The sequence below is a fragment of the Brevibacterium renqingii genome (assembly GCF_017808105.1).
Classification (GTDB): Bacteria; Actinomycetota; Actinomycetes; order Actinomycetales; family Brevibacteriaceae; genus Brevibacterium; species Brevibacterium renqingii.
In genome coordinates, this window is the sequence record NZ_JADBHF010000005.1 from 43,525 (window position 1) to 67,592 (window position 24,068).

Sequence of the window (24,068 nt, forward strand, 5' to 3'; positions counted from 1 at the left end):
TCGTGGGCACGGTCACGGGCTACTTCGTCAGAGCGTCGACGTAGGCGTCGAGGGCCTGCTCGGAGGACTTGGGGCCTCCGAAGGTCCAGATGCCGGAGGGAAACGCAAAGGTGCGGTCGTCCTTGACGGCGGGGATGTTCGCCCAGATGTCGTTCTTCTTCAGCAGCTCGACGTAGTCCTCGGACTCGGGGTCTTCGGTGCCGGTGTAGAAGAAGTTCGCGTCGCCGACCTTCGAGATGCCCTCGATGTCGGTCTGACCCAGCCCATAGGCCGGATCGACCTCGCCGGTCCAGGCGTTCTTCAGCCCCAGCTCTTCGCCGAGTTCGCCGATGAGCGAGCCCTGGCCGAAGGGCCGGATGGCGACATTCGAGCCGTTGACCCATCCGTCGAAGTAGACGAACTCCTTGGTTGCCAGATCGGCTTCGGCGATGGCTTTCTTCGACTCGGTGACCTTGGCGTCGAAGTCGGCGAGTACGGATTCGGCCCGTTCGGTCCGTCCGGTGGCCTCGGCGACAGTGGTGAAGGTGTCCTTCATGTATTTCACGGGGTCCTCGCCGTCGGCTCCGGCCATCGCCATGACCGGGATGCCCTGGTCCTCGAGCTGACCGACGATCTTGTCATCGCGGTTCGTCGTTTCGATGATGACCAGATCGGGGTCGGCCGACAGGATCGACTCGACGTTGGGTTCCTGGCGGGTGCCGACGTCGGTGGTTCCCTCGGGCAGCTTCTCTGCCGTGTCCCAGGTGGTGAAGCCCTTCGCATCGGCCACAGCGACGGGGTCTACACACAGGGAGAGGAGGTCCTCGGTGTACTGCCACTCGAGTGAGACGACCTTCGCCGCCGGTTCGTCGAGCGAGATCTCGTGTCCGGTGTCGTCCTTGACGGAGACCGGTTCTGTCGAGGCGGTGCTCGAATCGTCCGCACACGAGGCGGAGGTCGTGGACTTCGCATCGGCGGCGTCGGTGTCGGTGGTTCCGCATCCGGTCAGGGCGAGAGCGCAGATCGCCGTTGCCGAGGCGAACGTGGCGAAAGCGGTGCGCGGCAGGTGTGTTCTGGTCATTGTCTTCCTTCTATGGGCCGATCATCGATCGGAGGGTGGGTGGAGCACGGATGAACGGGGTGCTTCAGGTCGAAACGGCGGACCGCCGGTGTCGCCGCTGCAGAGCCTCGACCCTGACGAGTCCCGTGTCCTCGTCGACGCGGGTGCTGATCGGAACCCCGTAGACGTCGCTGAGGACATCGGCCGTGAAGACCTCCTCGCAGGTGCCGGCGGAGCGGATATGTCCCTGATCGAGAAGGATCACGTGGTCGGCCACCGTGGTTGCATGTCCGAGATCGTGGAGGACGACCCCGACGGCGATGCCGTGGTCGTCGGCGAGTTCGCGCATGAGATCGAGGATCTCCGCCTGGTAGCGCAGGTCGAGGTGATTCGTCGGTTCGTCGAGCAGCAGCACACCGGTGTCCTGTGCCAGGCATGTCGCCAGCCAGACGCGCTGCAGTTCACCGCCCGAGAGCTGATCGACAGGGCGTTCGGCCATGCGGGCCGTTCCGGTGAGCTCGAGTGCACGACCGATGGCCGTGCGGTCCGCGTCCGTGAGAGCGGCGAAGCGTCGGCGGTGCGGATGGCGACCGTAGGCGACGATCTCGCGGACGCTCACGCCGGAGGGGTGCGGACGGGACTGAGACAGAAGCGTGACGACTCGTGCGAATTCCTTGGCCGTCAGGGCGCTCGAAGCCGTGTCGGTGCCGTCGGCGGTGACGACGACGTCGCCGGAGGCGATCGGGTGGAGACGGGCCAAGGAGCGCAGGACAGTCGACTTGCCCGATCCGTTGGGGCCGAGAAGCGCCGTCACTCGACCGGGAGCGATCGACAGGCTGACGCCGTGGACGACGGAAGGCCCGCCGTAGCACAGGGTGAGGTCTGTGGCAGTCAATGCAGTAGGGTTCACAAATGCTTAGCCTAACCTAACCGTCCGTGATTCGTGATGCGCTTGAGAAGTCGTCGGTGGCGACAGCGGTTCCCGGAGGCGCCGGTTGGCCTTCTTCGTTGGCGTTCGTCCAGGCAGGACCGCCGGAGCGAGTCGGAGCTGTGCCGTGCATCACTGATGTCAGTCCCGGCGTATATGGTGGCCCCTCGACCGTAGGATGGGTGAGGAGACGAGGAGGAGCAGATGAGATTCATCGCCACGGGGGACTGGCAGCTGGGTATGACAGCTCACTACCTCAGCCAGGAGGCCCGCCCGCGGTTTCACCGGGCCCGGCTCGATGCTGTCGCGCGCATCGGCGAGGTGGCTGCTGAGAAAGGCGCGGAATTCGTCCTCGTCTGCGGAGACGTCTTCGAGACCAATCAGCTCGACCGAGCAATCATCGCCCGTGCCTTCGAAGTCCTCGCCTCCTTCACGGTCCCCGTCGTTCTGCTCCCGGGCAACCACGATCCGTTGGACGCGTCATCGATCTACGATTCCCCGGCGTTCGTCTCCCGAGTGCCCGGGCACGTCCATGTGCTGCGTGACAGCGAACCGTTCGAAGTCGTTCCCGGAGTCGAGATCGTCGGAGCTCCGTGGTTCTCCAAACATCCCCAAGGCGACCTCGTCGCGGCAGCGACGGCCGACCTCGCCGAGGTGGCCGCTGGCGCCGTCCGCATCATCGCCGGCCACGGCGCCGTGAGCGTCCTCGACCCCGATCGGGAATCCCTGGCGACGATCGACACGGACAATCTGCAGACCCTGCTGCGTGAGGATCGGGCCCAATTCGTCGCCCTCGGCGACAGGCACGCCACCTACGAGGTCGCCGAGAGGATCTGGTACCCCGGAGCGCCCGAGGTGACCTCGCGGAGAGAGGACGATCCCGGCAATATCCTCCTCGTCGACATCGACCGCGACAGCCATCTGGCCGGGGTAGAGAAGATCCCTGTCGGAACCTGGACCTATACGGTCATCGAAGCCGACCTCAACTCGGACGAGGACGTGGCCGAGTTCGAACAGCGGCTGAACGCAATGCCGGACAAGGATCGGACCGCGATCTGGCTCGTGCTGCGAGGCACACTGCCGACCGCGGCGAAGGCACGGCTCGACGACATCCTCGACCATTTCACCGACCTGTTCGCGCTCGTCTCCCTGTGGGAGCGGCACATGGACCTGGCCGTCATCGCCGCCGACGAGGACTTCGCCGATCTTGGCCTGAGCGGGTATCTGCAAGAGGCCCTCGACGAACTGTCCGAGCAGGCGGCCGGCGACGGTGAGGACGCCGTCACGGCCCAGGACGCCCTGGGCCTGCTCTTCCGATTCGCCAGGAGCGGTTCATGAGACTCCATTCCATCAGCCTCGTCGACTATCGGGGAATCACCGATGCCACCGTCGAATTCGGTTCGGGAGTGACGATCGTCGAGGGGCCGAACGAGATCGGCAAGTCCTCCATTCACCAGGCGATCACTCAACTGCGGGAGGACAAGGCCAGCTCTCGAAAAGCCAGCATCAAGGACACGCAGCCCGTCGGCTCCGATGTCGGCCCCCAGGTCGAACTGCACCTGAGCACGGGAGGATACGAGCTCCGGTACCGCAAGCGGTGGCTCAAGCAGCCATTCACCGAGTTGAACATTCTGCACCCCGTGCCCGAGCAGCTCAGCGGGGACGAGGCCCACGAACGATTTCTCAGCATCCTCGACGAGACGGTCGACGTGGATCTGCTCGACGCTCTTGATGTCGCGCAGGGCAGAAGCCTGGCTCAGGCGCCGCTGGCCGAGATCAAGGCTCTGCACGGTGCCTTGAACGACTCCGGGGAGGAGCCGGCCGACCATGATGCCTTCCTCGATCGTGTCGAATCCGAATACCTGTCGTTCTTCACTGCCAAGGGCAAGGAGACGGGAGAGCTGAAGAAGCTTGCTGAGGAGGTCCCTGCCGCAGCCGAGCAGTTCCGTGAACTCGACGAGCGCAGCAAAGAGTTGGACGCGCTCGTGGACAGGCACGCTCGGGCGACCGAACGGCTGACGTCCGTGCGTGCCCAGCTCAGTGCGGCCGTCACCGAACGTGACGAGGCAGAAGAGGCCTCGAAAGCAGTCTCCGGGCTCAAGGCCGAACTCGATCGGGCCGTGGAGCTGGCCGAGTCGGCGGAGCGCGAGGAGCAGCGGGCCGAGGAGGCCAGGGAGCGCCGTCTCGCCCTCATCGCTGAAACCGAATCTGCCGCAGAAGCGGTGCAGGCCGCCGAGGTGGACCTCGAGCGGGCCGTGGGCGCCCAACGGGACAAGGACACCGAATTCGCCGCCGCGCAGAAGACGCTCGAAGGGAAACAGGCCGATCTCGATCAGGCCCGGGCAAGGGCGAAGTCCGAGTCCACTGACTTGGCCAAGGCCCGAGCCCGACGCGAAGTGAGTGAACTGCGCAGGAGGCTGTCGAGCATACGCGAACAGGAGCGCCGAGCGACCGAAGCGAAGGCGACGATCGGGTCGATCACCGTCACGGCCAAGGACGTCGAGCGCCTGAGCGCCTTGGTCACCGAAGTGCGCATCGCGCAGAATTCGAAGACTGCCGCTGCCGCGCAGATCGTCGCCCGACGCCTCGGCGACGCCGCGATCAGCATCGATGGCACGGAACTGCCCGACGGCTCCACCGAGGAATTCGCCGTCGTCAGAGATACGCGGATCCTCGTCGACTCAGTCCTCGACATCACTGTGCGCCCCGGCCAGTCGCCGGCGGAACTCGACCGGGCAGTCGAAACAGCGCAGACCGCGCTCGACTCCGAGCTCGATCGTCTCGGTGTCGAAAGCCTCGACCAAGCCCGGCAGCGCGCCGACGTCCGGACCGACGCCGAGGCGGTTCTGGCGGAGACGAGGGCGACGCTGCGTGTGCTCATCGGCGGCGACGACCGTGCGGAACTCGATACTGCCCTGTCCCGGGCAGAGCACCTGGCCGGGCAGTCTCCGGAGACAGGTGGCACAAGCGGCTCGTCCGGCGACTCCGCCGGCGAGTCGGACGTCGAGACCGTCGAGGATCAGGCCGCGATCGACGAACTCGAATCGGCCGTCGAATCGGCTGCTGCAGCGGTCGACTCCGCACAGGAGGCAGTCGACAGAGCCCGAGTCGTGCTCGAGCGCAGACGCGCCGAGCGTGACGAGACGCGGGTGGCGGCGGTGCGAGCACAGACGACCCGCGAACAGGCGACGACGACATCGGACAATCTCGCTTCACGTCTTGCCGCGGATCGGGAGGCGAACTCCGATGAGGCACTCGATGAGGCGCTGACCGCGGCGAAGAGCCAGTCGGAGAAGTCGACGGACCAGGCCGCCGCGGCGCGCTCGCGCTATGCAGAATCCGATCCCGAGACCCTGGAGATGCGGCTGCAGAATGCCCACCAACTCGTCGACAGCAAACAGAAGCAGCTGGAGACCGACCGAGAGGAAGTCGACCGGCTCTCCGCGCTCATCGATGACCGCGCGAGCGAAGGCATCTACGACAAGCTCAAAGCCGCAGAGGAGTCGTTGACGTCTCTGCAGTCGAGACAGGCCCGTCTGCGTCGGCAGGCCGATGCGATCAGATTGCTGCGTGAGACGGTGCTCGCCCACAAGGAGGAGGCCCAGCGGAAGTACGTGGCTCCATTCAAGGAGCAGATCGAGAGACTGGGACGGGTGATCTTCGGACAGGGACTGTCAGTGGAGATCTCCGAGGGCCTCGAGATCGTCTCCCGTACGCTCGACGGTCGAACCGTGGCCTTCGAATCGCTGTCGGGTGGGACGAAGGAGCAGCTGGCGCTCATCGGTCGGCTCGCCGTGGCCACTCTGGTCGACGACAGCACAGGGGCTCCGGTCATCCTCGACGATGCCTTCGGCTTCGCCGATGAGAAGCGGCTGGCAGCGCTCAACGTCATCCTCGGCAACGTCGGCCGGAATGCGCAGGTCATCCTGCTCACCTGCCAGCCCGGTCGTTTCGGTGCCATCGGCGGGGCGCAGACAGTCAGCCTCGCGTGAGACGAGCGGAGTCGACCTGACAACGTCGTCACTCTGCAGGCGTCGCCGCCTCGCGCGCTGCCTCGGCGGCCTCGACGGCATCGGCGCGAATCGTGCGCCTCAGGATCTTGCCCGAACTCGTCTTCGGCAGCTGATCGATGAATGTCACCCGGTGCGGGGCCTTGTACGAGGCCAGATGCTCGCGACAGTAGGCGATGACCTCTTCGGCTGTCGCCTCTGCCCCCGGCTGCAGAGTGACGAAAGCGGCGACATCCTCTCCGCGATACTCGTCGGGAATGCCGACGACCGCAGCCTCCTGGATGGCCGGATGGGTGTAGAGGACGTCCTCGACTTCGCGCGGCCAGACCTTGAAGCCGGAGGCGTTGATCATGTCCTTCTTCCGGTCGACGATGAACAGCCAACCGTCCTCGCGCATGAATCCGACATCGCCGGTGTGCAGCTCGCCGTTGGGGATCTGCTCCGCGGTCGCCTGAGGGTTGTTGAGGTATTCGCGAACCACCTGCGGTCCGGAGATGGCGACCTCGCCGACTTCACCCGGCCCGACTGGTTCGCCGTCATCATCGAGGATGCGGATCAACACGTCGGGCTGAGGAAGGCCGCAGGCGAGGTTGCCGCTGTCGGGATCAACAGGTGCTTGGAATCCGTGAGGAACGGTTGCCACCTGAGCACAGGTCTCCGAGAGCCCGTAGCCTTGGCCGACATAGATGTCTGCTCTCTGCTCGAACTTCTCGACCAGACCCTCGGGCAGCGGCGCACCGCCGGACATCAGGGACTTGAACGACGCGAACTTCTCGGCGGCGAAATCCGGGTGAGCCATCATCGCCGTGTAGATGGTTGCCGGTCCGGCCATATACGCCGGCTTCTCCCGATCGCACAGGGCGATGAGCGAGCCCGGCTCGAACCGATAGTTGAGGATGAGCCGCGCCCCGCCGGCGACCGCGGCGAGGAACTGGCAGACGAACCCGGTGATATGGAACAGCGGGGCGAGTGAGACGTAGCCGTCTCCGGGGCCGAGCATGGGGTTGCGCAGGCAGTATCGCGAATTGCTCGAGATGTTGGCGTGAGTCGCCGCCGCGCCCTTCGACCGGCCCGAAGTCCCCGACGTGTACGCGATGAGCGCGAGGTCATCGACGGCCGGTGAGAGCGGGGTGAAGTCGGTGTCGAGGCGATCTCTGACGGCTGCTTCGAAATCCGGGAGATCGGGCACCTCCGGCAGTGCGTCGAACATCGCGAAGATCGCCTCGGGCCCTTCCGTCTGGAAGCTCCGATCATCGCTGAGGACGACGAGCGGAAGATCGGTCGCATAGTCCCTGACCCGATTGAGGTAAGCCGCCTTCGAGACGATGAGCCCCTTGACCTCGGCATCGCTGAAGATATGCTCGAGCTCGCCGCGATACATGGGGTTGAGCGGGACGACAGCGGCACCGGCCTTCCAGATCGCATAGGTCGAGACGACGAACGCCGGCGTGTTCTGCTCGTAGATTCCGATCCGGTCTCCGGGTTCGACTCCCTGTTCTGCGAGGAAGGCGGCGAAGGCGGTCGACCAGCGGTCGAACTCCTTCCAGGTCAGCCTGAAACCGTAGTAGGTGATGGCCTCCTCATCGCCGCGGGCCCCAACCGTCGCGGCGAGGTCGGCCAGAGGGGTCGAATCCTCGAGTACATAGGGCTCCTGGGCGATCTCACCCAGAGTGGTGATCCAGGGTCGTGTCTCGAACCAGCTGCTCGTCATTGAACGTCCTCTCTCGGATGGTCCTTGCAATTGGGTGGTGTCGGCGGCGGATCAGCGGTGTTTCTTCAGCTCATTGCGCGCGATGGAGCGCTTGTGCACCTCGTCGGGCCCGTCGGCCAGGCGCAGAGTGCGCATATGGGCCCAGAACCTGGCCAACGGGAAGTCATCGGTGACTCCGCCGCCGCCATGGACCTGGATCGCCCGGTCGAGGACCTTCAGGGCCATCGTGGGGGCGACGACTTTGATCTCGGCGATCTCGTTCTTCGCGACCTTGTTGCCGTACTTGTCCATCATGTCTGCGGCATGCAGGGTCAGCAGCCGGGCCTGATCGATCTCGATTCGGGATTCGGCGATCCAGTCCTGGATGTTCGACCGGTTCGAGAGCTTCTCCCCGAAGGTCACGCGTTCCTCGGCACGCTTGACCATGAGTTCGAGTGCTCGTTCGGCGACCCCGATGGCGCGCATGCAGTGGTGGATGCGCCCGGGCCCCAGCCGTGCCTGACTGATGGCGAAGCCTTCGCCCTCGCCCTTGAGGATGTCCTTGAAGGGCACAAGCACATCCTCGAACAGGATCTCCGCATGCCCCTCTCGGTCGGCATAGCCGAAGACGGGAAGGTTGCGCACGACTTTCACTCCCGGGGCGTCGATGGGCACGACGAGCATGGACTGCTGACGGTGCACTTCTGCGCTGGGATCTGTCTTGCCCATGACGATGAGGACTCGGCAGTTGGGGTGCATGCCGTTGGAGGCGAACCATTTGCGTCCGTTGAGCAGGAAGCCTTCTGCGGTGCGTTCCATGCGCATCTCGACGTTCGTAGCATCGGAGCTTGCGACCGCGGGTTCGGTCATCGCGAAGGCCGAGGCCATCGTTCCCTCGAGCAGCGGACGCAGGTACTTCTCCTTGTGCTCATCGGTGCCGAAGAGGGTGAAGACCTCCATATTGCCCGTGTCCGGAGCGTTGCAGTTGATCGCCTCGGGCGCGAGTTCGATGCTGCGGCCGGTGATCTCGGCCAGCGGGGCGTATTCGAGGTTCGTCAGGCCCGGGCCCCATTCGCGATGCGGGTGGAACAGGTTCCACAGACCCTGACGTTTCGCCTCGGCCTTGAGATCCTCGAGGATCTGCGGCTGGGTGTGCGGGCTGGCCGTGGCAGCCATCTGTTCGGCGTAGACGGGCTCGGCCGGGTAGACGAATTCGTCCATGAACGCATTGAGGCGGTCCTGAAAGTCGCGTCCGCGTTCGGTCGTTTCCAGCAAGGTGTGCTCCTTATTCTCCGTTGAGGCGAGTCTGATAGCGGGACATCCCGCGCAGCCAGCGGTCGTAGTCGCTGCCCTTCATGCGGTACATCTCGAGCACTTCGGGGTGAGGCAGGATGAGGAACTGTTCATGCTCGACGGCATCGAGGACGATGGAGGCGACCTGCTCGGGTTCGAGGACAGTGCCGGCCTCCGTGACCGCTCTCTGCGCAGCCCCGCCGCCGGTTCCCGCATCGCCGAGCAGGTTCGTGTTCACACCCATCGGGCACACCACCGAGGCGCGGATGCCGTCATCGCGATACGTCACCGACAGCCATTCCGCGAAGCCGACCGAGGCATGCTTGGTCACCGAGTACGCAGCCGAGCCGATCTGGGTGAGCAGTCCCGCCGCCGAGGCAGTCGCGACGAAATAGCCGGATCCGGCCGCCTTCCAGCGGGGCACGAGAGCCTGGGCGGCGCGGATATGGGCGCGCACGTTGACATCGATGATCGCATCCCACTCGGCATCGGAATCTCCGAGCATGGCCGGGCCGATGATTCCGGCATTGGCGAAGTACATGTCGACGCCGCCGAGGCGGTCGTCGGCGAAGGCGATGAGCTCGCCGACGCCAGCGACCGAGGAAACGTCCCCGACCCAGGAATGGGCGTGCGGTCCAGCACCATCGGAGTCACCGTGTGAACCAGCGGCCAGGTGCTCAGCGGTCTGCTTGACCGTGGGGGAGAGATCGGCGAGGACGACCGAGGCGCCGCGGCTGATGAGCTCGGCGGCCAGAGCTGCGCCGATTCCGCCGGCGGCACCGGTGACGATGGCTCGGGCACCGTCGACGCTCCGGGAGCTCATGTCTGCTCCAGCAGAGTCAGCGCCTGCTGCGCGAGGTCCTCGACTCCGGCGCCGGCGGCCTCCGGATCGAGGTCGAGATCGCCCATCTTCCCGGTCGCGAGCCGAGTGTAGACGCCTTCGCGGATACATGCGAGCTTCCACATCGCGAAGGCCGAATAGTAGCCGACATCGTGGACTTCGTGGCCGCTGGCCTCCTGATAGCGGTCGATGAGCTCGTCCGTCGACGGGAAGCCGTCCTCGGCGGTCGGCACCCAGATGCTCGTGTACTCTTCGGGCACGGTGAGCATGGCGATGAAGTAGCCGAGGTCGGTGAGCACCTCCCCGACAGCGGTGAGCTCCCAGTCGACGACGGCGTTGACCGCTCCGCTGGGGGAGAAGATGAGGTTGTTGGGTTTGTAGTCGCCGTGGGCGATGCCCACGGGACTGCCCGCGGGGTCGGGCATGGATTTCAGCAGGACGTCGTGGACCTCGTGGATCATCGGGGTCTCACGCATCGCGATCTGCTCCACCTGGCCGAGCCATCGCCGCAGCTGACGTTCGATGAGACCCCCGGGCCGGCGCAGATCACCCAGTCCGACCTCGTCGATGTCGACCGCATGGATGGCTGCGAGGGTGTCGATCATCCCGAGAGCGCAGGAGCGTTTGTCGTCCGGGCCGGGCCCGTCGGGGATCCGCGCCCAGTCGTCGGGAGCGTTGATCGCAAAACCGGGACAGTGGTCCATGAAGACGAAGGGCACATCGAGGACCTCGGGGTCGTCGACGATCTCGAGCACATTGGGCACCGGGACGGCGCTGCCGGACAATGCCGACATGATCCGCCCCTCACGAGCGACGTTGTGCGCGCTGCCTCCCTCGTGGCCCAGAGGCGGGCGGCGGAGAACCCAGCGGGGACTGTCGGCGACAGTGATGGTGAATGTGAGGTTCGACCGGCCGATGGACATGACTTCGACGTCGAAGTCCCTGACTCCGAACCTCTGCTCGATCCATCTGCCGATGCTCTGCGCATCGAATCCTGCCGGTGCCTGCGTCATCCTTGACCTTCCCGAGTGAACAATCGTTCAGTAGAGTTCACAGTATTCAAAGCGGGCAGGGGAGTCAAGCCGTGAAAGTGACCGCCGTCACCGGCGCAGATGTGATAGGGCTTGAGCTATCGCCGCGGCGAGACGCCCACCGGGCCCGCACCCGACAACGACAGTGAGGACACCATGAAAGCCATCCGCGTCACCGCCCTGACCGGTCCCGATGATGTTGAGCTCGCCGAGGTGGAGCGTCCGAGCCCCGGCCCCGAGCAGGTCCTCATCGACGTCGCCTATGCGGGCGTGACCTTCCCCGAGCTCCTGCAGACCCGCGGCATGTATCAGACGAAGCACGAGCTGCCCTTCGTCCTCGGCTCCGAGGCCTCGGGCATCGTCGCTGAGGCGGGTCCGGGCTCCCGCTTCTCCGTCGGTGATCGAGTGGCTGCGATCACGGGAGTCGCCACCTTCGCCGAGTACCTGCTCGCCGATGATGCCTCGACCATGGCGCTGCCGGACACCGTCAGCCTCGCCCACGGTGCGGGCATGCCGATGAACGTGCTCACCGCTGATTTCGCCCTCCGGGTCCGCGCCGGGGCTCAGCCGGGGCAGAGCGTGCTCGTCCACGGTGCTGCCGGCGGATTGGGTTCGGCGGCTGTGCAGATGGCGCTGGCGATGGAGCTCGAGGTCATCGCTGTCGTGTCCACGGAGGCGAAGGCCGCAGCGGTGCGAGAGCTCGGCGCCGATCACGTGGTGCTCGCCGACGGCTTCAAGGACGCGACCAAGGAGATCAGCCCACGCGGGGTCGACTATGTCGTCGATCCCGTGGGAGGCGACCGCTTCACCGACTCCACGCGTGTGCTCGCCCCGTTCGGCCGCCTGCTCGTCCTCGGCTTCACCGCCGGGGAGATCCCTTCGGTCAAGGTCAACCGTCTGCTGCTGAAGAACATCTCGGTCGACGGGGTGGCCTGGGGTGCGGCAACGGTCGGCGATCGTTCCTTCATCGCCAGGCAGTGGGAGGCAGTCAGCGGGCATATCGCGGCGGGACGGCTCAATCCGCGCATCCACGCGACCTATCCGCTGGCCGAAGCCTCCCAGGCGCTCAGGGCACTCGATGAGCGTGCGGTCATGGGCAAGGTGCTCCTCGAAGCCGCGGGGGAGTGACGCTGCGCATCACCTCTTGTGTCGGGAGGCGATGTCGCGTCCGATGAGCTCCTTCATCACTTCGTTGGCGCCGCCGAAGATGGCCTGAATGCGGTTGTCCTTGAATGCTCGGGCGATGGGGAATTCGAGCATGTAGCCATAGCCGCCGAAGAGCTGCAGGCACCGGTTGACGACCTCGATCTCGAGATCGGACCCGAGGTACTTCGCCTTCGCCGCATCCACGGCGGTGAGTTCGCCGACGTTGAGCGCGAGTGCGCAGCGGTCGACGAAGGCTTCGAGGGCGTCGACGCGCGTCTCGAGCTCGGCGAGTTCGAAGCGCGTGTTCTGGAAGTCGCCGATCGTCTGTCCGAAGGCCGGGCGCTCGAACACGTACTCAGCCGTCCATTCCAGGGCGGCGCGGGCCGCGGCGAGCGTGCCGGAGCCGATGAGCAGACGCTCGGTCGGCAGGTTGACCATGAGATGGATGAAGCCCCGATCGAGTTCGCCGAGCAGCGCCTCGGCGGGCACCCGGACGTCCGAGAAGGAGAGTTCGGCAGTGTCCTGCGCGTCCATGCCGAGCTTCCGCAGCTTCCGTCCGCGCTCGAATCCGGGGGTGTCGGCGTCGACGATGAACAGCGAGGTGCCGCGAGAGGCCTTGGCCTCCGTGTCGGTCCTGGCGACGACGATGACGAAGTCGCAGTGGATGCCGTTGGTGATGAAAGTCTTCGCTCCGTTGATCACCCAGTCATCGCCGTCGCGGAGAGCCTTCGTCGTGATTCCCTGGAGATCCGAACCGGCGTTGGGCTCGGTCATCGCGATCGCCCCGATCATCTCTCCCGAAGCCAGGCCGGTGAGATACTTCTCCTTCTGGGCCTGCGTGCCGAACGCCATGAGATATCCGGGCACGATGCCGTCGGAGACACCCCAACCGCTGGTGGCCGAGCCGACGCCCCGACGGGCGATCTCTTCGCTGCGCACCATGTCGAAGCGGAAGTCCGTGACCCCGGCACCGCCGAACTCCTCGGGGATGGTCAGACCGATGACGCCCGCCCGTGCGGCCCTGCACCACATCTCGCGATCGACGAGGTGATCCTCTTCCCACTGGTCGATATGGGGCACGACCTCCCGGTCGAGGAAGGCGGCGACGGTGCCGCGGAAGGCTTCGTGGTCCTCGTCGTACAGGTTTCTCTTCACAGTGTCGGTCCTCTTCTGCTGTGGTCGTCGGCGATCGGCTCACCGATGCGAGGGCTGCGGGGTCTCGCGCCGTGCGTGTGATCGCCCTCACTGATCGTGCGCTCAGCTTGACAGCTCAGGAAAAAACAGTCAACACGGACCGTAACTGTGAGATAGTCGTAACTGACGAGACTTGTCGAAGCAGACGGAGGGCACAGTGGACGCCCGCAACCAGGCCGATCGAACGGCGGTTTCGCGTGAGCTCATCCTCGACGCGACGATCGAATGCCTGCTCCGGGAGGGCTACTCCGCGACGACGACGGTCAAGGTCCAGTCCCTGGCCGGTGTCACCCGCGGACGCCTGCTCCACCACTTCCCGTCGAAACAGGCCCTGCTCACTGCCGCGGTCGCCCGCCTCGGCGAGCAACGGCTCGACCGACGGCTCGAGGACGGCGGGGACGAACTCGATCACATGCTCGACGCCGAACGCCCGGCCGACGACGAGGTGGGGCCGCGCATCGATTGGGCGATCGTGAGCCTGTGGACGGGACTCATGCACAAGAGCTTCTTCTCCGCCCTCGAATTGTGGACGGCCTCGCGGACCGATGACGAGCTTGCTGACAGTGTGCGCAGCCACGAGAAGGTCGTGCTCGACAGGGTCAGAGACAATGCGAAGGACCTGTTCGGCCCGGTCGTCGCCGCTGCCCCGGACTACGACGAGATCTTCACGATGCTGTTCGCGAGCATGCGGGGGATGGCGGTGACCTACACCTTCTCCCGCCGCGACCCTCGACATGAGCCGATGATCGGCACCTGGCAGTCGGTCGCACGCTCGCTGCTGTCGTACCATCTCGCCGAAGGCGGCGAGACTTCAGCTGCGCACTGACGGCGGAGAGCAGATCCGAGAACCCGAGCACCGGAAAAGCCGAACACAAGGAAGTGATCATGTATCCAGGCAGATGGGCAGCACAGAATCCCGAGAAACCGGCGATGATCATGGCCGACACCGAAGCGGTCCTCAGCTACGGCGAATTGGAGGACAGATCGCTGCGGCTGGCCAACCATCTGCGCTCTTCGGGCGTCTCCCCAGGCGATCACATCGCAGTGATGGCGGAGAACCGCTTCGAAGTCGTCGAAGCGCTGTGGGCGGCGCTGCGAACCGGCGGGATCATCACCGTCGTCAACACTCACCTCACCGCTGCGGAATCCGCCTATATCGTCAGCGACTGCGACGCCGTCGTGCTCATCGTCTCGACCCAGGTCGAGCACGCCGCCGAGCTGGCGCGGTCGTGCAGCCACGTCGCTCACCGGATCCGCATCGGTGAGACCCCGAGGGGAGACGACGCCGCGGCATTCAGCGGCTGGGACGAGTATGAGACCGTCCTCGCCGCCGCCTCGGACGAGAAGCCGGAGATGGAGCCGCGCGGCGATGACATGCTCTACTCCTCGGGGACGACGGGGCGTCCGAAGGGAATCCTGCCGGCACCGAAGGGGCTGACGATCGAATCCGAAGGCGTGCCGACCATTCAGCTCTTCACAGCCGCCTACGGCTTCGCCGAGGACTCCGTCTACCTCTCACCGGCCCCGCTCTATCACGCAGCGCCGCTGCGGTTCGTCATGACGACCCATGCGCGGGGCGGAACCGCGGTCATCATGCCGAAGTTCGATGCGGAGACATCACTGCATCTCATCGAGAAGCACGGAATCACGCACTCCCAGTGGGTGCCGACCATGTTCATCCGCATGCTCAAGCTTCCCGAGAAGGTGCGCAGATCCTATGACGTCAGCAGCCTGAGAGCCGCGATACACGCGGCCGCGCCCTGTCCACCGGAGGTAAAACGCGCCATGATCGAGTGGTGGGGCCCGGTCATCTGCGAATACTATGCGGCCACCGAAGCCATCGGAGTCACACTCATCGACAGTGAGCAGGCGCTCGCCCGACCCGGATCGGTGGGACGCGACGGAGTGCTGGGAACGGTGCACATCTGCGGCCCGGACGGACAGGAGCTGCCGACCGGCGAGGTCGGCCTCATCTACTTCGAACGCACAGACACACCGCTGTTCGAATACTACAAAGATCCGGAGAAGACGCAGGCCTCACGCCACCCCGAGCACCCGGAGACCTGGGCGACAGCCGGAGACATGGGCTGGCTCGATGAGGACCGATATCTCTACATCGCCGACCGAGCGAGCGGCCTCATCATCTCCGGAGGGGTCAACATCTACCCCCAGGAGATCGAGAATGCGCTCGCCGTCCACGAGGCTGTGGCCGATGTCGCCGTCATCGGCAGAGCCCACGACGAACTGGGTACGGTTCCCGTCGCATACGTGGAGCTGGCTGAGGGAATCCGCCAGGAAGGGCGTGCAGCAGAGCTCGCGGACTGGCTGAACGGGCGGCTCGGCCGCTTCAAGATCCCTCGCGAGTTCCATTTCGTCGAGAGCCTGCCGCGGACTCCGACGGGCAAACTCGTCAAACGTCGTCTTCCCGATCTCGAGGCCCTGCCGCAGTCCTCTGTGCAGTAGCTGTCGGCCCGGCCGTCATTTCGAATCAGTGGGCTCTGCCTCCTCGAAGACGATCTCGGCGCCCTCTTCGGGAAGACCCGCACCGCGCAGGGAGGCTCCCTTGGTCTCCTTCATGAACAGCGCGGCGACGAAGCCGATCACGCATGCCCCCATGACATAGTAAGCGGGCACGATCGGATTGCCGGTCGCCTCGATGATCGCCTCGTTGACCGAGGGGGCGGTGCCGCCGAAGATCGCCGTGGACACGTTGTAGGAGATCGCGAAGCCCGCGAAGCGCACAGGGCCGGGGAACATCGCCGGGAAAGTCGCCGAGATCGTCGACAGCTGCGGGATGTAGAGGACTCCGAGGACCGCAAGACCGATGAGCGCCCAGACGAAGCCGTTGGCCATGAGCATGAACATCGGGATGGCGGCGACGAAGAGGCCGATGAGGGAGAAGTACCAGACGGGTTTGCGTCCGACCCTGTCGGACAGGACGCCGCCGAAGGGAATGAGAAGCATCATGAACGCCTGCGCCAGGAACATGACGGTCAGGGCGACCGACGAGCCCATGCCGACCTGGTTCTCCAGATAGCTGGGCATATAGGACAGGAGCGTGTAGTTGACGACGTTGACTGCGACGACCATGCCGCCGAGGACGAGCAGCTGCTTCTTGTAGTGGGCGAACAGGCTGCGGAAGACTTCCTTGACCGATTTACCCTGATCGTTGTCGTCGAGCTCTTCGTAGACCGGGGATTCGTCGAGCCGTGACCTCAGATACAGGCCCACGACTCCGAGAACGCCTGCCATCATGAAGGGGATCCTCCAGCCCCAGGCCATCATGGTCTCCTCTCCGAGCCCGAGCTGGAGCAGGAGCACCACGAGGGAGCCTGCGGCCATACCCGCCAGAGTGCCGAACTCGAGGAAGCTGCCGAAGAATCCCCTTCGCCTGTCAGGAGCGTACTCGGCCATGAATGTCGCGGCACCGCCGTACTCTCCTCCGGAGGAGAAGCCCTGAATGACGCGCAGCAGTACGAGGATGATCGGAGCGAGGACGCCGATCGTCGCATAGCTGGGGAGGAGGCCGATGCAGAAGGTCGATCCGGCCATGAGGAGGATCGTCAATGCCAGGACTCTCTTGCGACCCAGACGGTCGCCCATCGGCCCCCAGAAGATGCCGCCGAGCGGGCGGAAGACGAACGAGAAAGCGAACGTCAGAAGCGTGAGCAGCGTCCCCTTCTCTCCGGGGAAGAAATGCTGCGTGATGTAGGTGACCGATACGGCGAAGAGGCCGTAGTCGAACCATTCGGTCGCGTTTCCTATCGCCGAGGCGACGACGGCTTTCCTCACCGTCTTGAGCTCCGGTTCGGGCGGGGATGCGGGAGATGTCGAATCATGGGTGTTGGGGTTGCTCACGAGTTCCTCCGATCGTACGAGTCGCCGTCGAGGCGGCCCTCAGCAGAAGCCGAAGTCACGCTACGAGCATCGACTCAGGGTTTCAACAGCGGATACGCTGTCAAATCAACGGCGTGTCCTCTCGACCCAAACAGGAAATCAAGCTTCTGACCTGGATCGATGGGCGGACGCTCCGGATCTCCGATCCTGTCCCCTTTCACAGGGAACCCTGAGGCGAGCGTTATGCTCGGTCGCATGTTCTCGGACTTCGGCGATAGGGGGTCGCGAGACCGGGTTCGGCCGTCGCACAGTGCTTCGATGCGGGTGAGTATTCCCACATCCGAGCGGAATCCGTCCCGCCCACGGACGGTGCCGGTCTTCCGCCCCCTAGACTGGGCCGCTGCGATTCCAGACGGAACGAGCATCGGAACCCAACAGCTCCGCCCCCGACAGTACGGTCGGTGGGGCACGGAAGGCAGCACGACCCATGGACCAGTCCAATACCCGTACGGAATCAACCGATCAGGAGGCTGATCCTCCTCCCGCAACCGCCGAATCCGCTCAGACCGGGCGTGGTCGCATCGATTTTCCCGTTGCCGGAACGAGCGTGGGGATCCTCGCGACCTTCGTCGTTCTGGCCCTCATCCTCCCCGATCGCATGTCGACCTGGGTCGGAGACGCATTCGCCGCCTGCGCCGAGATCTTCGGCATGTACTGGCAGATCCTCCTGCTCGCGACATTCCTCATCGCGCTCGCCCTCATCTTCACCCCCTGGGCGAAGGCCCGCTTGGGCAATCAGGCGCGACCGGACTTCAACCGCTTCGCCTGGATCGCGATGATCATGACGACTCTGCTCGCAGCCGGGGGAGTGTTCTGGGCCGCGGCTGAGCCGATGTACCACTACACCTCGACCCCTCCGTACTTCGGAGGCAGCGGCGTTGACGCCGTGGCCGCCGCACTGGCCACGAGCTTCATCGACTGGGGCTTCCTCGCCTGGGCGATCCTCGGGTCGTTGGGCACCATCGTGATGATGCGGGCGGCGGATAAGGGCATGCCGCTGCGCCCGCGAAGCCTTCTGTACCCGATCATGGGCAGACGTGCGGCCACCGGCCCGATTGCGGCGATCGTCGATGTCGTGTGCGTGATCTCCGTGGCGGCGGGGACCATCGGTCCGGTCGGCTTCCTCGGTCTTCAGGTCTCCTACGGTCTGAACTCCCTGTTCGGGGTCCCCGATGTCTATCCCGTCCAGCTCCTCGTCATCGCGCTGCTCACCGCAGTCGCCGGTGTCAGTGTCTTCTCCGGCGTCAGCCGCGGAATCAGGTTCCTCAGCTCCGCGAATGTGTGGATGGCGCTCGGGCTCATGGCCGCAGTGCTCGTGCTCGGCTCGGCATGGTTCGTCGTCAAGAGCTACTTCAGCGGCGTCGCGCTCTATGTCACCGACTTCTTCAGCATGACGCTCTACCGCGGAGACACCGAGTGGCTCTCCGGCTGGACCGTGTTCTTCTTCGGCTGGTTCCTCGGCTATGCGCCCCTGATGGCGATCTTCGTCGCCCGGATCTCCAAGGGGCGGACGGTCCGCGATCTGCTCATCAGCACCACAGTCCTGCCTCCGATCGCCACGACCTTCTGGTTCACCGTGCTCGGCGGCACGGGCATCTTCCTCGAGCAGAGGACCGAGGGTTCGATCTCGAAGCCGCTCATGGACGGCGGACTGCCCGCCGCAGTCATGGCGATCAGCGACAACCTGCCGCTGTCGCTGATCATCAGTCTCGGCTTCCTCCTCCTGACGATGACCTTCGTTGCGACGACCACGGACTCGATGTCATTTGCGATGTCGCAGTCGTGCATGGCCTCGGGGGAGCCCTCGCCGAGGCTGAGAGCCACCTGGGCTCTGCTCATCGGCATCACCGCGGCCGTGCTCATCAGCCTCGGCGACGGAGGTGTCGATGCTCTGCAGTCGGCGATCGTCATCACCGCGGTGCCGGTGGGCTTCGTCATGCTGCCCTCGCTGGTCGCCGCTCCCGTCTTCGTGCGGCAGATGGCTCGTGAACAGAAGGTGTGAGCTCGGCCGAGCCGAGCCGCGCCGGGCCGGTCGCCGAGAGCCTTCACCCGTGAGTGTGCGAACCGTGCTCGTCGATCCACACCCACCCGGGCGGCATCGGCGCCCAGGCGGCGACCTCGCGGCCGGCCTTGGAGCTGTCGGCGAGCACGACGACGGTGCGGGCGCGTTCGGCGATGAGTTCCTTGGTCCGTGCTTCGTCCAGCGTCGGTTCGCCCAGTCCGTTCCTCGGATCGACGGCGTCCGCGCCGAGGAATGCGACGTCGACATGGATCCGTCCTAGCGCATGGTCGCTCAGGGCACCGGTGGTCCCGTGCGACATCGTCGAGACCTCACCGCCGATCATGATGACCTTCGGGCCCCTCGGATGAGCCAGGGCGAGGGCGATCTCGAGCCCACGAGTGACGACGGTGAGATCATCGCGGTCGCGGATCCTGTCGGCCAGACGCACGGTCGTCGAGCCGGCATCGAGGAAGACCGTGCGCACACTCGAGTCTGCGAGGTGGCCCAGCGCCCAGGTCGCGATCGTGTCCTTGGCTACGGCATTGTGCTCCATCCGCTGCCCCAGCGGCGGTTCGACGTAGCCGGCGGCGGTGGCGCCGCCGATCGTGCGGATGACATCGCCGGATTCGGCCATCTCGCGCAGGTCGCGGCGAATCGTCGATTCGGAGGTGTCGAGTTCGGCGGCCAGACGCGCGATCGTCCAGGTCCCGCTCTTGAGCAGGGACAGGATGTCCTCGCGACGTCTCAGCGTGCCTGTCCGAATCGCCATTCAAGGTGTCCTCTCACTGGTGGAAGCGGCCGTCGGAGTCAGCGCGGCAGGTACTCGGCGCGGATGCCGTCGACGTAGGGAGCGTAGCCGATCGCCGCCCGGTAGGCCGAGCGCATCGTCCCGGCGTCGGCGATGCCCTGCCCGGCGATGTCGAAGGCCGTGCCGTGATCGACGGAAGTCCGCAGGATCGGCAGGCCCACGGTGACCGAGATCGTCCCATCGAAGTCGAAGGTCTTCGAGGCGATATGGCCCTGATCGTGGTACTGCGAGAGGACGCCGTCGAAGCGTCCGGTCAGCCCCTGGTGGAAGACGGAGTCGGCTGGAATCGGTCCGGCGACTTCGAAGTCTCCGGCGGCATTGACCTGCTCGACCGCGGGACGCAGGATCTCGATCTCCTCATCGCCGAAGGCCCCGTTCTCGCCCCCATGCGGGTTGAGTGCGGCGACGGCCAGCCTCGGCGACTGCACTCCGTAGAGCTGCAGGGCCCGATGAGCGCGTTCGATGGAGTCGATCTGCGCGTCGACGGTGAGCGCGTCGATGGCCTTGCGCAGAGACATGTGGCGGGTGGCGAAGAAGATCTGCAGCTTGTGCCCGGGAGCCTTCGTGTTCTCGACGACGAACATGGTGTCCTGCTTCGTCACACCGGTCAGCTCCCCGAGCATCTCCGTGTGGCCCAGGTGAGCAGAACCCGATTTCCAGACCGCCTCTTTGTTGATGGGGCCGGTGACGATGCCGGCGATCTGCTGGTCCATGGCCGCCTTCGCGGCGACCTCGATGGCGGTGACTGCTGCTTGGCCGGCACGCGCGTCGACGGTGCCCCAAGCGGGCAGGTCGGTCCCGAGGACGCCGATGTCGAAGACGTCGATGACTCCTTCACCGGCCGAAGGGGTCGACCAGTCGGTGATCGTGCGCAGTTCGACATCGAGGTCGAGGACCTCGACGGCTCGTTTCATCGCTGCGAGGTCAGCCACTGCGATTCCGCGCTGATCGTCCCTGCCGGCGAACTCCGCGAGCACCTGTGCGGTGATCTCCGGTCCGATGCCGACCGGGTCGCCCACGGTGACGGCGAGTGCTGGTGCTGTCATGTCAATCTCCTCAGATGGTTGTCTGTGCTTGGATGCTGCCGATGGTCGCGGAGTCGTACGCTGTCGCTGTGAAGTCATTCCCTCCTCACGCGGGAGGTCGCCTTGAGGTATTCGAAGCAGTGTGCTGCCGTGGTCGGCCCTCCGATCAGGCCGCCCTTGGTCACGATGGGCAGCCCGTCTGCGCGGCCTCCGACGAGGCGGCCGCCGACGGCCAGCGGCACGATCTCCTTCTCCACCTCCATGCCGACCGCGCCGAGCTCCCGCATGACGGTGGCCGTGACGTCGCCGCCGGTCGTGTAGAGACCGGTGACCGAGACCGAGTGCATGATCGCCGCTGCGATCATCGCCAGCCGTCGCGTCGTCGTCTCGGACTCTTCGTCGCTGAGCTCGAGCAGGTCTCCGGACTCGAGCACAGTCGCGATGATGATCGCCCGCGCCGAGGCGGCTTCTTCGACCCGTTCGAGCGTCGTGTCGACGTCGGGCAGGCTGTCTTCGTCGAGGACGGTGCGGATGAGCGCGACCGTCGGATCCCCGGCGAGCTCGGCCAGCTGCATGCGGGTGACCTCGGTGGCGGATCCCGAGATGCCGAGGAGGACCTCGTCCGAGCGGGTCGGCAGCAGGGAGAGCGCCAGTGAGAGGCTGCCGGGGCCGGGGTCGATCGTCACCCAGTCGAGCAGTTCGTCGGGAGGCAGTCCCGCGCGGTCTCGGACATTTCGTCCGGTCACTTCAGCAGCGCTCTTGCGAGAACCGGACGGCGGCGTTCCCATCGAGATCTCGGCGATCTCGGCGCTCACCTCGGCGACGACGGAGCCGACGAGCTCGACGTGGGCTGTCGTCAGCGCATCGGCGATGATGACCTCGGCGCCGGAGCGGATCGCCTCGAGCACCTCGGCGCGGATCGCGCTGCGTCCCTCGAGCACCGAGGAGATCTCGATGAGACGGCACTCGAGGTCGGTGCCGGAGCGCAGGATCTCCTCGACGTCGGAGGTGAGCATGGGGGAGCGGACGTCATGACGCAGCTCGGTGTGTTCGAGCAGTCGACCGTCGAGCAGCTGGCGGCCGCCGACGGTCGTGCGGTCGGCATCGGGGAAGGCCGGGATGCACAGCCCCAGAACGCGTCGGTGCCGTCCGTCGTCCCTCTGCCGGTCGGCGGAAGCGACGAGCCTCCTGCGTGCGCGCAGGGCCGCCTCGGCGGTCGCCCCCACATTTCCGCGCAGAGTCGTGTCGATCCGGCAGGACACGAGATCGACGTCACCGGCCGCGGCGATGAGCGCCTCGGTGAGCTCGGCGGCATCCTGCGACGGCAGATGCCGGGAATCGGCGTTGACGACGACGGCATCGTAGTCGTCGAGGAACCCACCGAGGCCGACCGCCGCCTCCTGATCGTTCGCCGAGACCGTGATCGTGCGCAGCCCCGCCTCGGCGAAGAGCGCACCGCAGGCGTTGCCGCCGGTGAGGTCATCGGCGACGATGAGGATCCGCGGGTCGGCGCCGCAGGTGCCTGCCGTTCCGGACTGGGGCATGGGACGTTCGCTCATACGACCAAGTCGAGCACGAACAGCAGCGGAAGGGAACCGAGCCAGACGGCCGTGGTGATTCCCGACCAACCCTTGATCGCGTGGATTCCGTCGAGGCCGGCGAAGCGGGTGACGACCCAGAAGTACGAGTCGTTGAAGTAGGAGAAGACCATGGAACCGGCCGTGCAGGCCATGACGGCGACGAGCGGATCGAGGCCCAGCGGTGCGATGAGCGGTGCCGTCACCGAGGCGGCGGTGATCATCGCGACGGTGCCGGACCCCTGTGCGAGACGGACGAGGGAGGCGATGAGGAACGGCACGAGGAGGGCTGGGAGGCTGATCGAGGCGATCGCCTCGGCAAGGGCGTCGCCGACGCCCGATTCGCGCAGAACCAGTCCGAAGCTGCCGCCGGCTCCGGTGATGAGGAGGATGAGACCGGCCGAGGCTGCACCGTCGGCGAGCCACCCCTGGACCGTGTTCCGTGGGGTCAGGCGTGGCAGAAGCGTGTAGACGGCGAGCACGAGGCCGATGATCAGAGCGATGACGGGGTTGCCGAGGAAGGCGAGAGGAGCGACCCATGTCGAGGGTTCGTAGGCGTCGCCGGCGAGCTCGCCCTGCGCGTCCTTGTCGATCGCGGTGCCCACGGTGTTGGCCACGATGAGCAGCAGCGGCACGATCAGCGGGAGGAATCCGAGGAAGGCACCTGGCTTCTTCGACGTCTCGGTCTCGACGTCGGCCGAGCCGGCCCCGACGCCGCCGGAAGCCGAAGGACCTTCCGTCGCAGTCGTGCCGTCAGTGGCGGCGGCGGACGTGGTGCCGGAGGCGCTCGCCGAGGTGGCTGCGAGTTCTGTGTAGACATCGTGTTTGACCGCCGCGTTGAGGACGGGTTCGAGCTTCGGCCCGATCCAGCGGGCGTAGACGACGACAACGGGCAGGAGGATGACGGTGAAGACGAGGCCGGCGAGGATGACGGACCCGATATCGGCGCCGAGGATGCCGGTGGCCGCCAAGGGGCCGGGCGTCGGCGGGACCATATGGTGGGTCAGCGTCATCCCGCAGCCCAGCGCGAGTGCGAGGGTGACATAGCCGCCCTTCTTCACGCGGGCGATGGAGCGGGCGAGCGGGTTCATGATGACGTAGCCGGAGTCGCAGAAGACCGGGATGGACACGAGCGAGCCGACTGTGCCCATGGCCCAGGGCTCGCGGCCCTTGCCGAAGGCGCGCAGGAACGCGCGGGCGAGTGAATCGGCGGCACCGGAGACTTCGAGGATCTTTCCGATCCCGACGCCGAGTCCGATGACGATGCCGATGCTGGCCAGGGTGTCGCCGAATCCCGTGGTGATCGACTCGACGATGGAGAGCAGGTCCTGACCGGCGACGATCCCGGTGACGACTGAAGCGAGGAGCAGGGCGATGAAGGCGTCGAGGCGGGTCGCCAAGACGATGACGACGATCGTCGCGATCCCGGCGATGAGCGCCAGGATGAGTTGCAGGTCCATGAGGTTCCTCCGCAGTGAGGCCGGCTCGATCGGTGAGCCAGGGTGGGTGTGGTTCTCGGCGGCTGCCCGGTCCGATGGCGCAGCACAAGCGCCCGGACCAGAACCGAAGATGAACAGTATGAGCAAG

18 protein-coding genes are annotated in these 24,068 nt (G+C 65.7%); 6 read left to right on the forward strand and 12 right to left on the reverse strand.

All coding sequences use genetic code 11. The features are described 5' to 3' along the window. Positions 1-19 precede the first annotated feature (19 nt). Both IHE57_RS06545 and IHE57_RS06550 read right to left on the reverse strand, forming a co-directional pair. Complete coding sequence (locus IHE57_RS06545) at positions 20-1,060, reverse strand: ABC transporter substrate-binding protein (protein ID WP_209371833.1); 1,041 nt, start codon at positions 1,058-1,060, stop codon at positions 20-22. A 64-nt stretch (positions 1,061-1,124) separates the two neighbouring features. Further along, the gene (locus tag IHE57_RS06550) at positions 1,125-1,934 is read right to left on the reverse strand and encodes an ABC transporter ATP-binding protein (RefSeq protein ID WP_216629727.1); all 810 of its coding nucleotides are present in this window, start codon (positions 1,932-1,934) and stop codon (positions 1,125-1,127) included. A 237-nt stretch (positions 1,935-2,171) separates the two neighbouring features. Here IHE57_RS06550 and IHE57_RS06555 point away from each other — a divergent pair, with 237 nt between their 5' ends. Next, positions 2,172-3,305, forward strand: coding sequence for a metallophosphoesterase family protein (locus IHE57_RS06555; RefSeq protein WP_209371840.1), 1,134 nt, complete (start codon positions 2,172-2,174; stop codon positions 3,303-3,305). Then, on the forward strand, positions 3,302-5,959 hold the full coding sequence (locus IHE57_RS06560) for an AAA family ATPase (protein WP_209371842.1): 2,658 nt from the start codon (positions 3,302-3,304) through the stop codon (positions 5,957-5,959). Before IHE57_RS06555 ends, IHE57_RS06560 begins: the two co-directional genes overlap by 4 nt. A 28-nt stretch (positions 5,960-5,987) precedes the next feature. Here IHE57_RS06560 and IHE57_RS06565 read toward each other — a convergent pair whose 3' ends face one another. From IHE57_RS06565 to IHE57_RS06580, 4 genes are read right to left on the reverse strand one after another with little or no spacing between them, the layout of a single operon-like run. Then, entirely contained in the window at positions 5,988-7,688 is a 1,701-nt protein-coding gene (locus IHE57_RS06565; protein WP_209371844.1) for a class I adenylate-forming enzyme family protein, read from the reverse strand. Positions 7,689-7,739: 51 nt separating this feature from the next. Further along, positions 7,740-8,942 (reverse strand): acyl-CoA dehydrogenase family protein, encoded by a 1,203-nt coding sequence (locus IHE57_RS06570; RefSeq protein ID WP_209371846.1) that lies wholly within the window; start codon positions 8,940-8,942, stop codon positions 7,740-7,742. Between the two features lie 10 nt (positions 8,943-8,952). After that, positions 8,953-9,783, reverse strand: a complete 831-nt coding sequence (locus IHE57_RS06575; RefSeq protein WP_209371848.1) for an SDR family oxidoreductase — start codon at positions 9,781-9,783, stop codon at positions 8,953-8,955. Continuing rightward, positions 9,780-10,814 (reverse strand): phosphotransferase family protein, encoded by a 1,035-nt coding sequence (locus tag IHE57_RS06580; protein ID WP_209371849.1) that lies wholly within the window; start codon positions 10,812-10,814, stop codon positions 9,780-9,782. The genes IHE57_RS06575 and IHE57_RS06580 overlap by 4 nt, the downstream gene beginning before the upstream one ends. Before the next feature lie 111 nt (positions 10,815-10,925). Here IHE57_RS06580 and IHE57_RS06585 point away from each other — a divergent pair, with 111 nt between their 5' ends. Next, positions 10,926-11,960: an NADPH:quinone oxidoreductase family protein gene (locus tag IHE57_RS06585; RefSeq protein ID WP_366933875.1), complete on the forward strand. Its 1,035-nt coding sequence runs from the start codon at positions 10,926-10,928 to the stop codon at positions 11,958-11,960. 9 nt (positions 11,961-11,969) lie between these two features. Here the strand turns inward: IHE57_RS06585 and IHE57_RS06590 are convergent, their stop codons facing one another. Beyond that, a complete protein-coding gene (locus IHE57_RS06590) occupies positions 11,970-13,133 on the reverse strand; it encodes an acyl-CoA dehydrogenase family protein (protein ID WP_209371850.1) in 1,164 nt (387 codons plus the stop codon). A 172-nt stretch (positions 13,134-13,305) separates the two neighbouring features. Between IHE57_RS06590 and IHE57_RS06595 the strand changes: the two genes are divergently transcribed. Continuing rightward, complete coding sequence (locus IHE57_RS06595) at positions 13,306-13,998, forward strand: TetR/AcrR family transcriptional regulator (protein WP_209371851.1); 693 nt, start codon at positions 13,306-13,308, stop codon at positions 13,996-13,998. 59 nt (positions 13,999-14,057) lie between these two features. After that, complete coding sequence (locus IHE57_RS06600; RefSeq protein WP_209371852.1) at positions 14,058-15,635, forward strand: AMP-binding protein; 1,578 nt, start codon at positions 14,058-14,060, stop codon at positions 15,633-15,635. A gap of 15 nt (positions 15,636-15,650) precedes the next feature. Here IHE57_RS06600 and IHE57_RS06605 read toward each other — a convergent pair whose 3' ends face one another. Next, complete coding sequence (locus IHE57_RS06605) at positions 15,651-17,030, reverse strand: MFS transporter (protein WP_366933876.1); 1,380 nt, start codon at positions 17,028-17,030, stop codon at positions 15,651-15,653. A gap of 466 nt (positions 17,031-17,496) precedes the next feature. Here IHE57_RS06605 and IHE57_RS06610 point away from each other — a divergent pair, with 466 nt between their 5' ends. Beyond that, a complete protein-coding gene (locus IHE57_RS06610; protein ID WP_209371853.1) occupies positions 17,497-19,071 on the forward strand; it encodes a BCCT family transporter in 1,575 nt (524 codons plus the stop codon). A 43-nt stretch (positions 19,072-19,114) separates the two neighbouring features. On the opposite strand, the gene IHE57_RS06615 is transcribed toward IHE57_RS06610, so the two are convergent. The 4 genes from IHE57_RS06615 to IHE57_RS06630 all read right to left on the reverse strand — a co-directional run bounded on the left by IHE57_RS06615 (position 19,115) and on the right by IHE57_RS06630 (position 23,941). Further along, positions 19,115-19,840, reverse strand: a complete 726-nt coding sequence (locus IHE57_RS06615) for a DeoR/GlpR family DNA-binding transcription regulator (protein ID WP_209371854.1) — start codon at positions 19,838-19,840, stop codon at positions 19,115-19,117. A gap of 38 nt (positions 19,841-19,878) precedes the next feature. Next, a complete protein-coding gene (gene pdxA, locus IHE57_RS06620; RefSeq protein ID WP_209371855.1) occupies positions 19,879-20,925 on the reverse strand; it encodes a 4-hydroxythreonine-4-phosphate dehydrogenase PdxA in 1,047 nt (348 codons plus the stop codon). A gap of 74 nt (positions 20,926-20,999) precedes the next feature. Then, positions 21,000-22,463: a four-carbon acid sugar kinase family protein gene (locus IHE57_RS06625; protein WP_253720010.1), complete on the reverse strand. Its 1,464-nt coding sequence runs from the start codon at positions 22,461-22,463 to the stop codon at positions 21,000-21,002. Continuing rightward, positions 22,460-23,941 carry a GntP family permease gene (locus IHE57_RS06630; protein ID WP_209371856.1) on the reverse strand — a complete coding sequence of 494 codons (1,482 nt, stop codon included), beginning with the start codon at positions 23,939-23,941 and terminating at the stop codon, positions 22,460-22,462. The genes IHE57_RS06625 and IHE57_RS06630 overlap by 4 nt, the downstream gene beginning before the upstream one ends. Between the last annotated feature and the right edge of the window lie 127 nt (positions 23,942-24,068).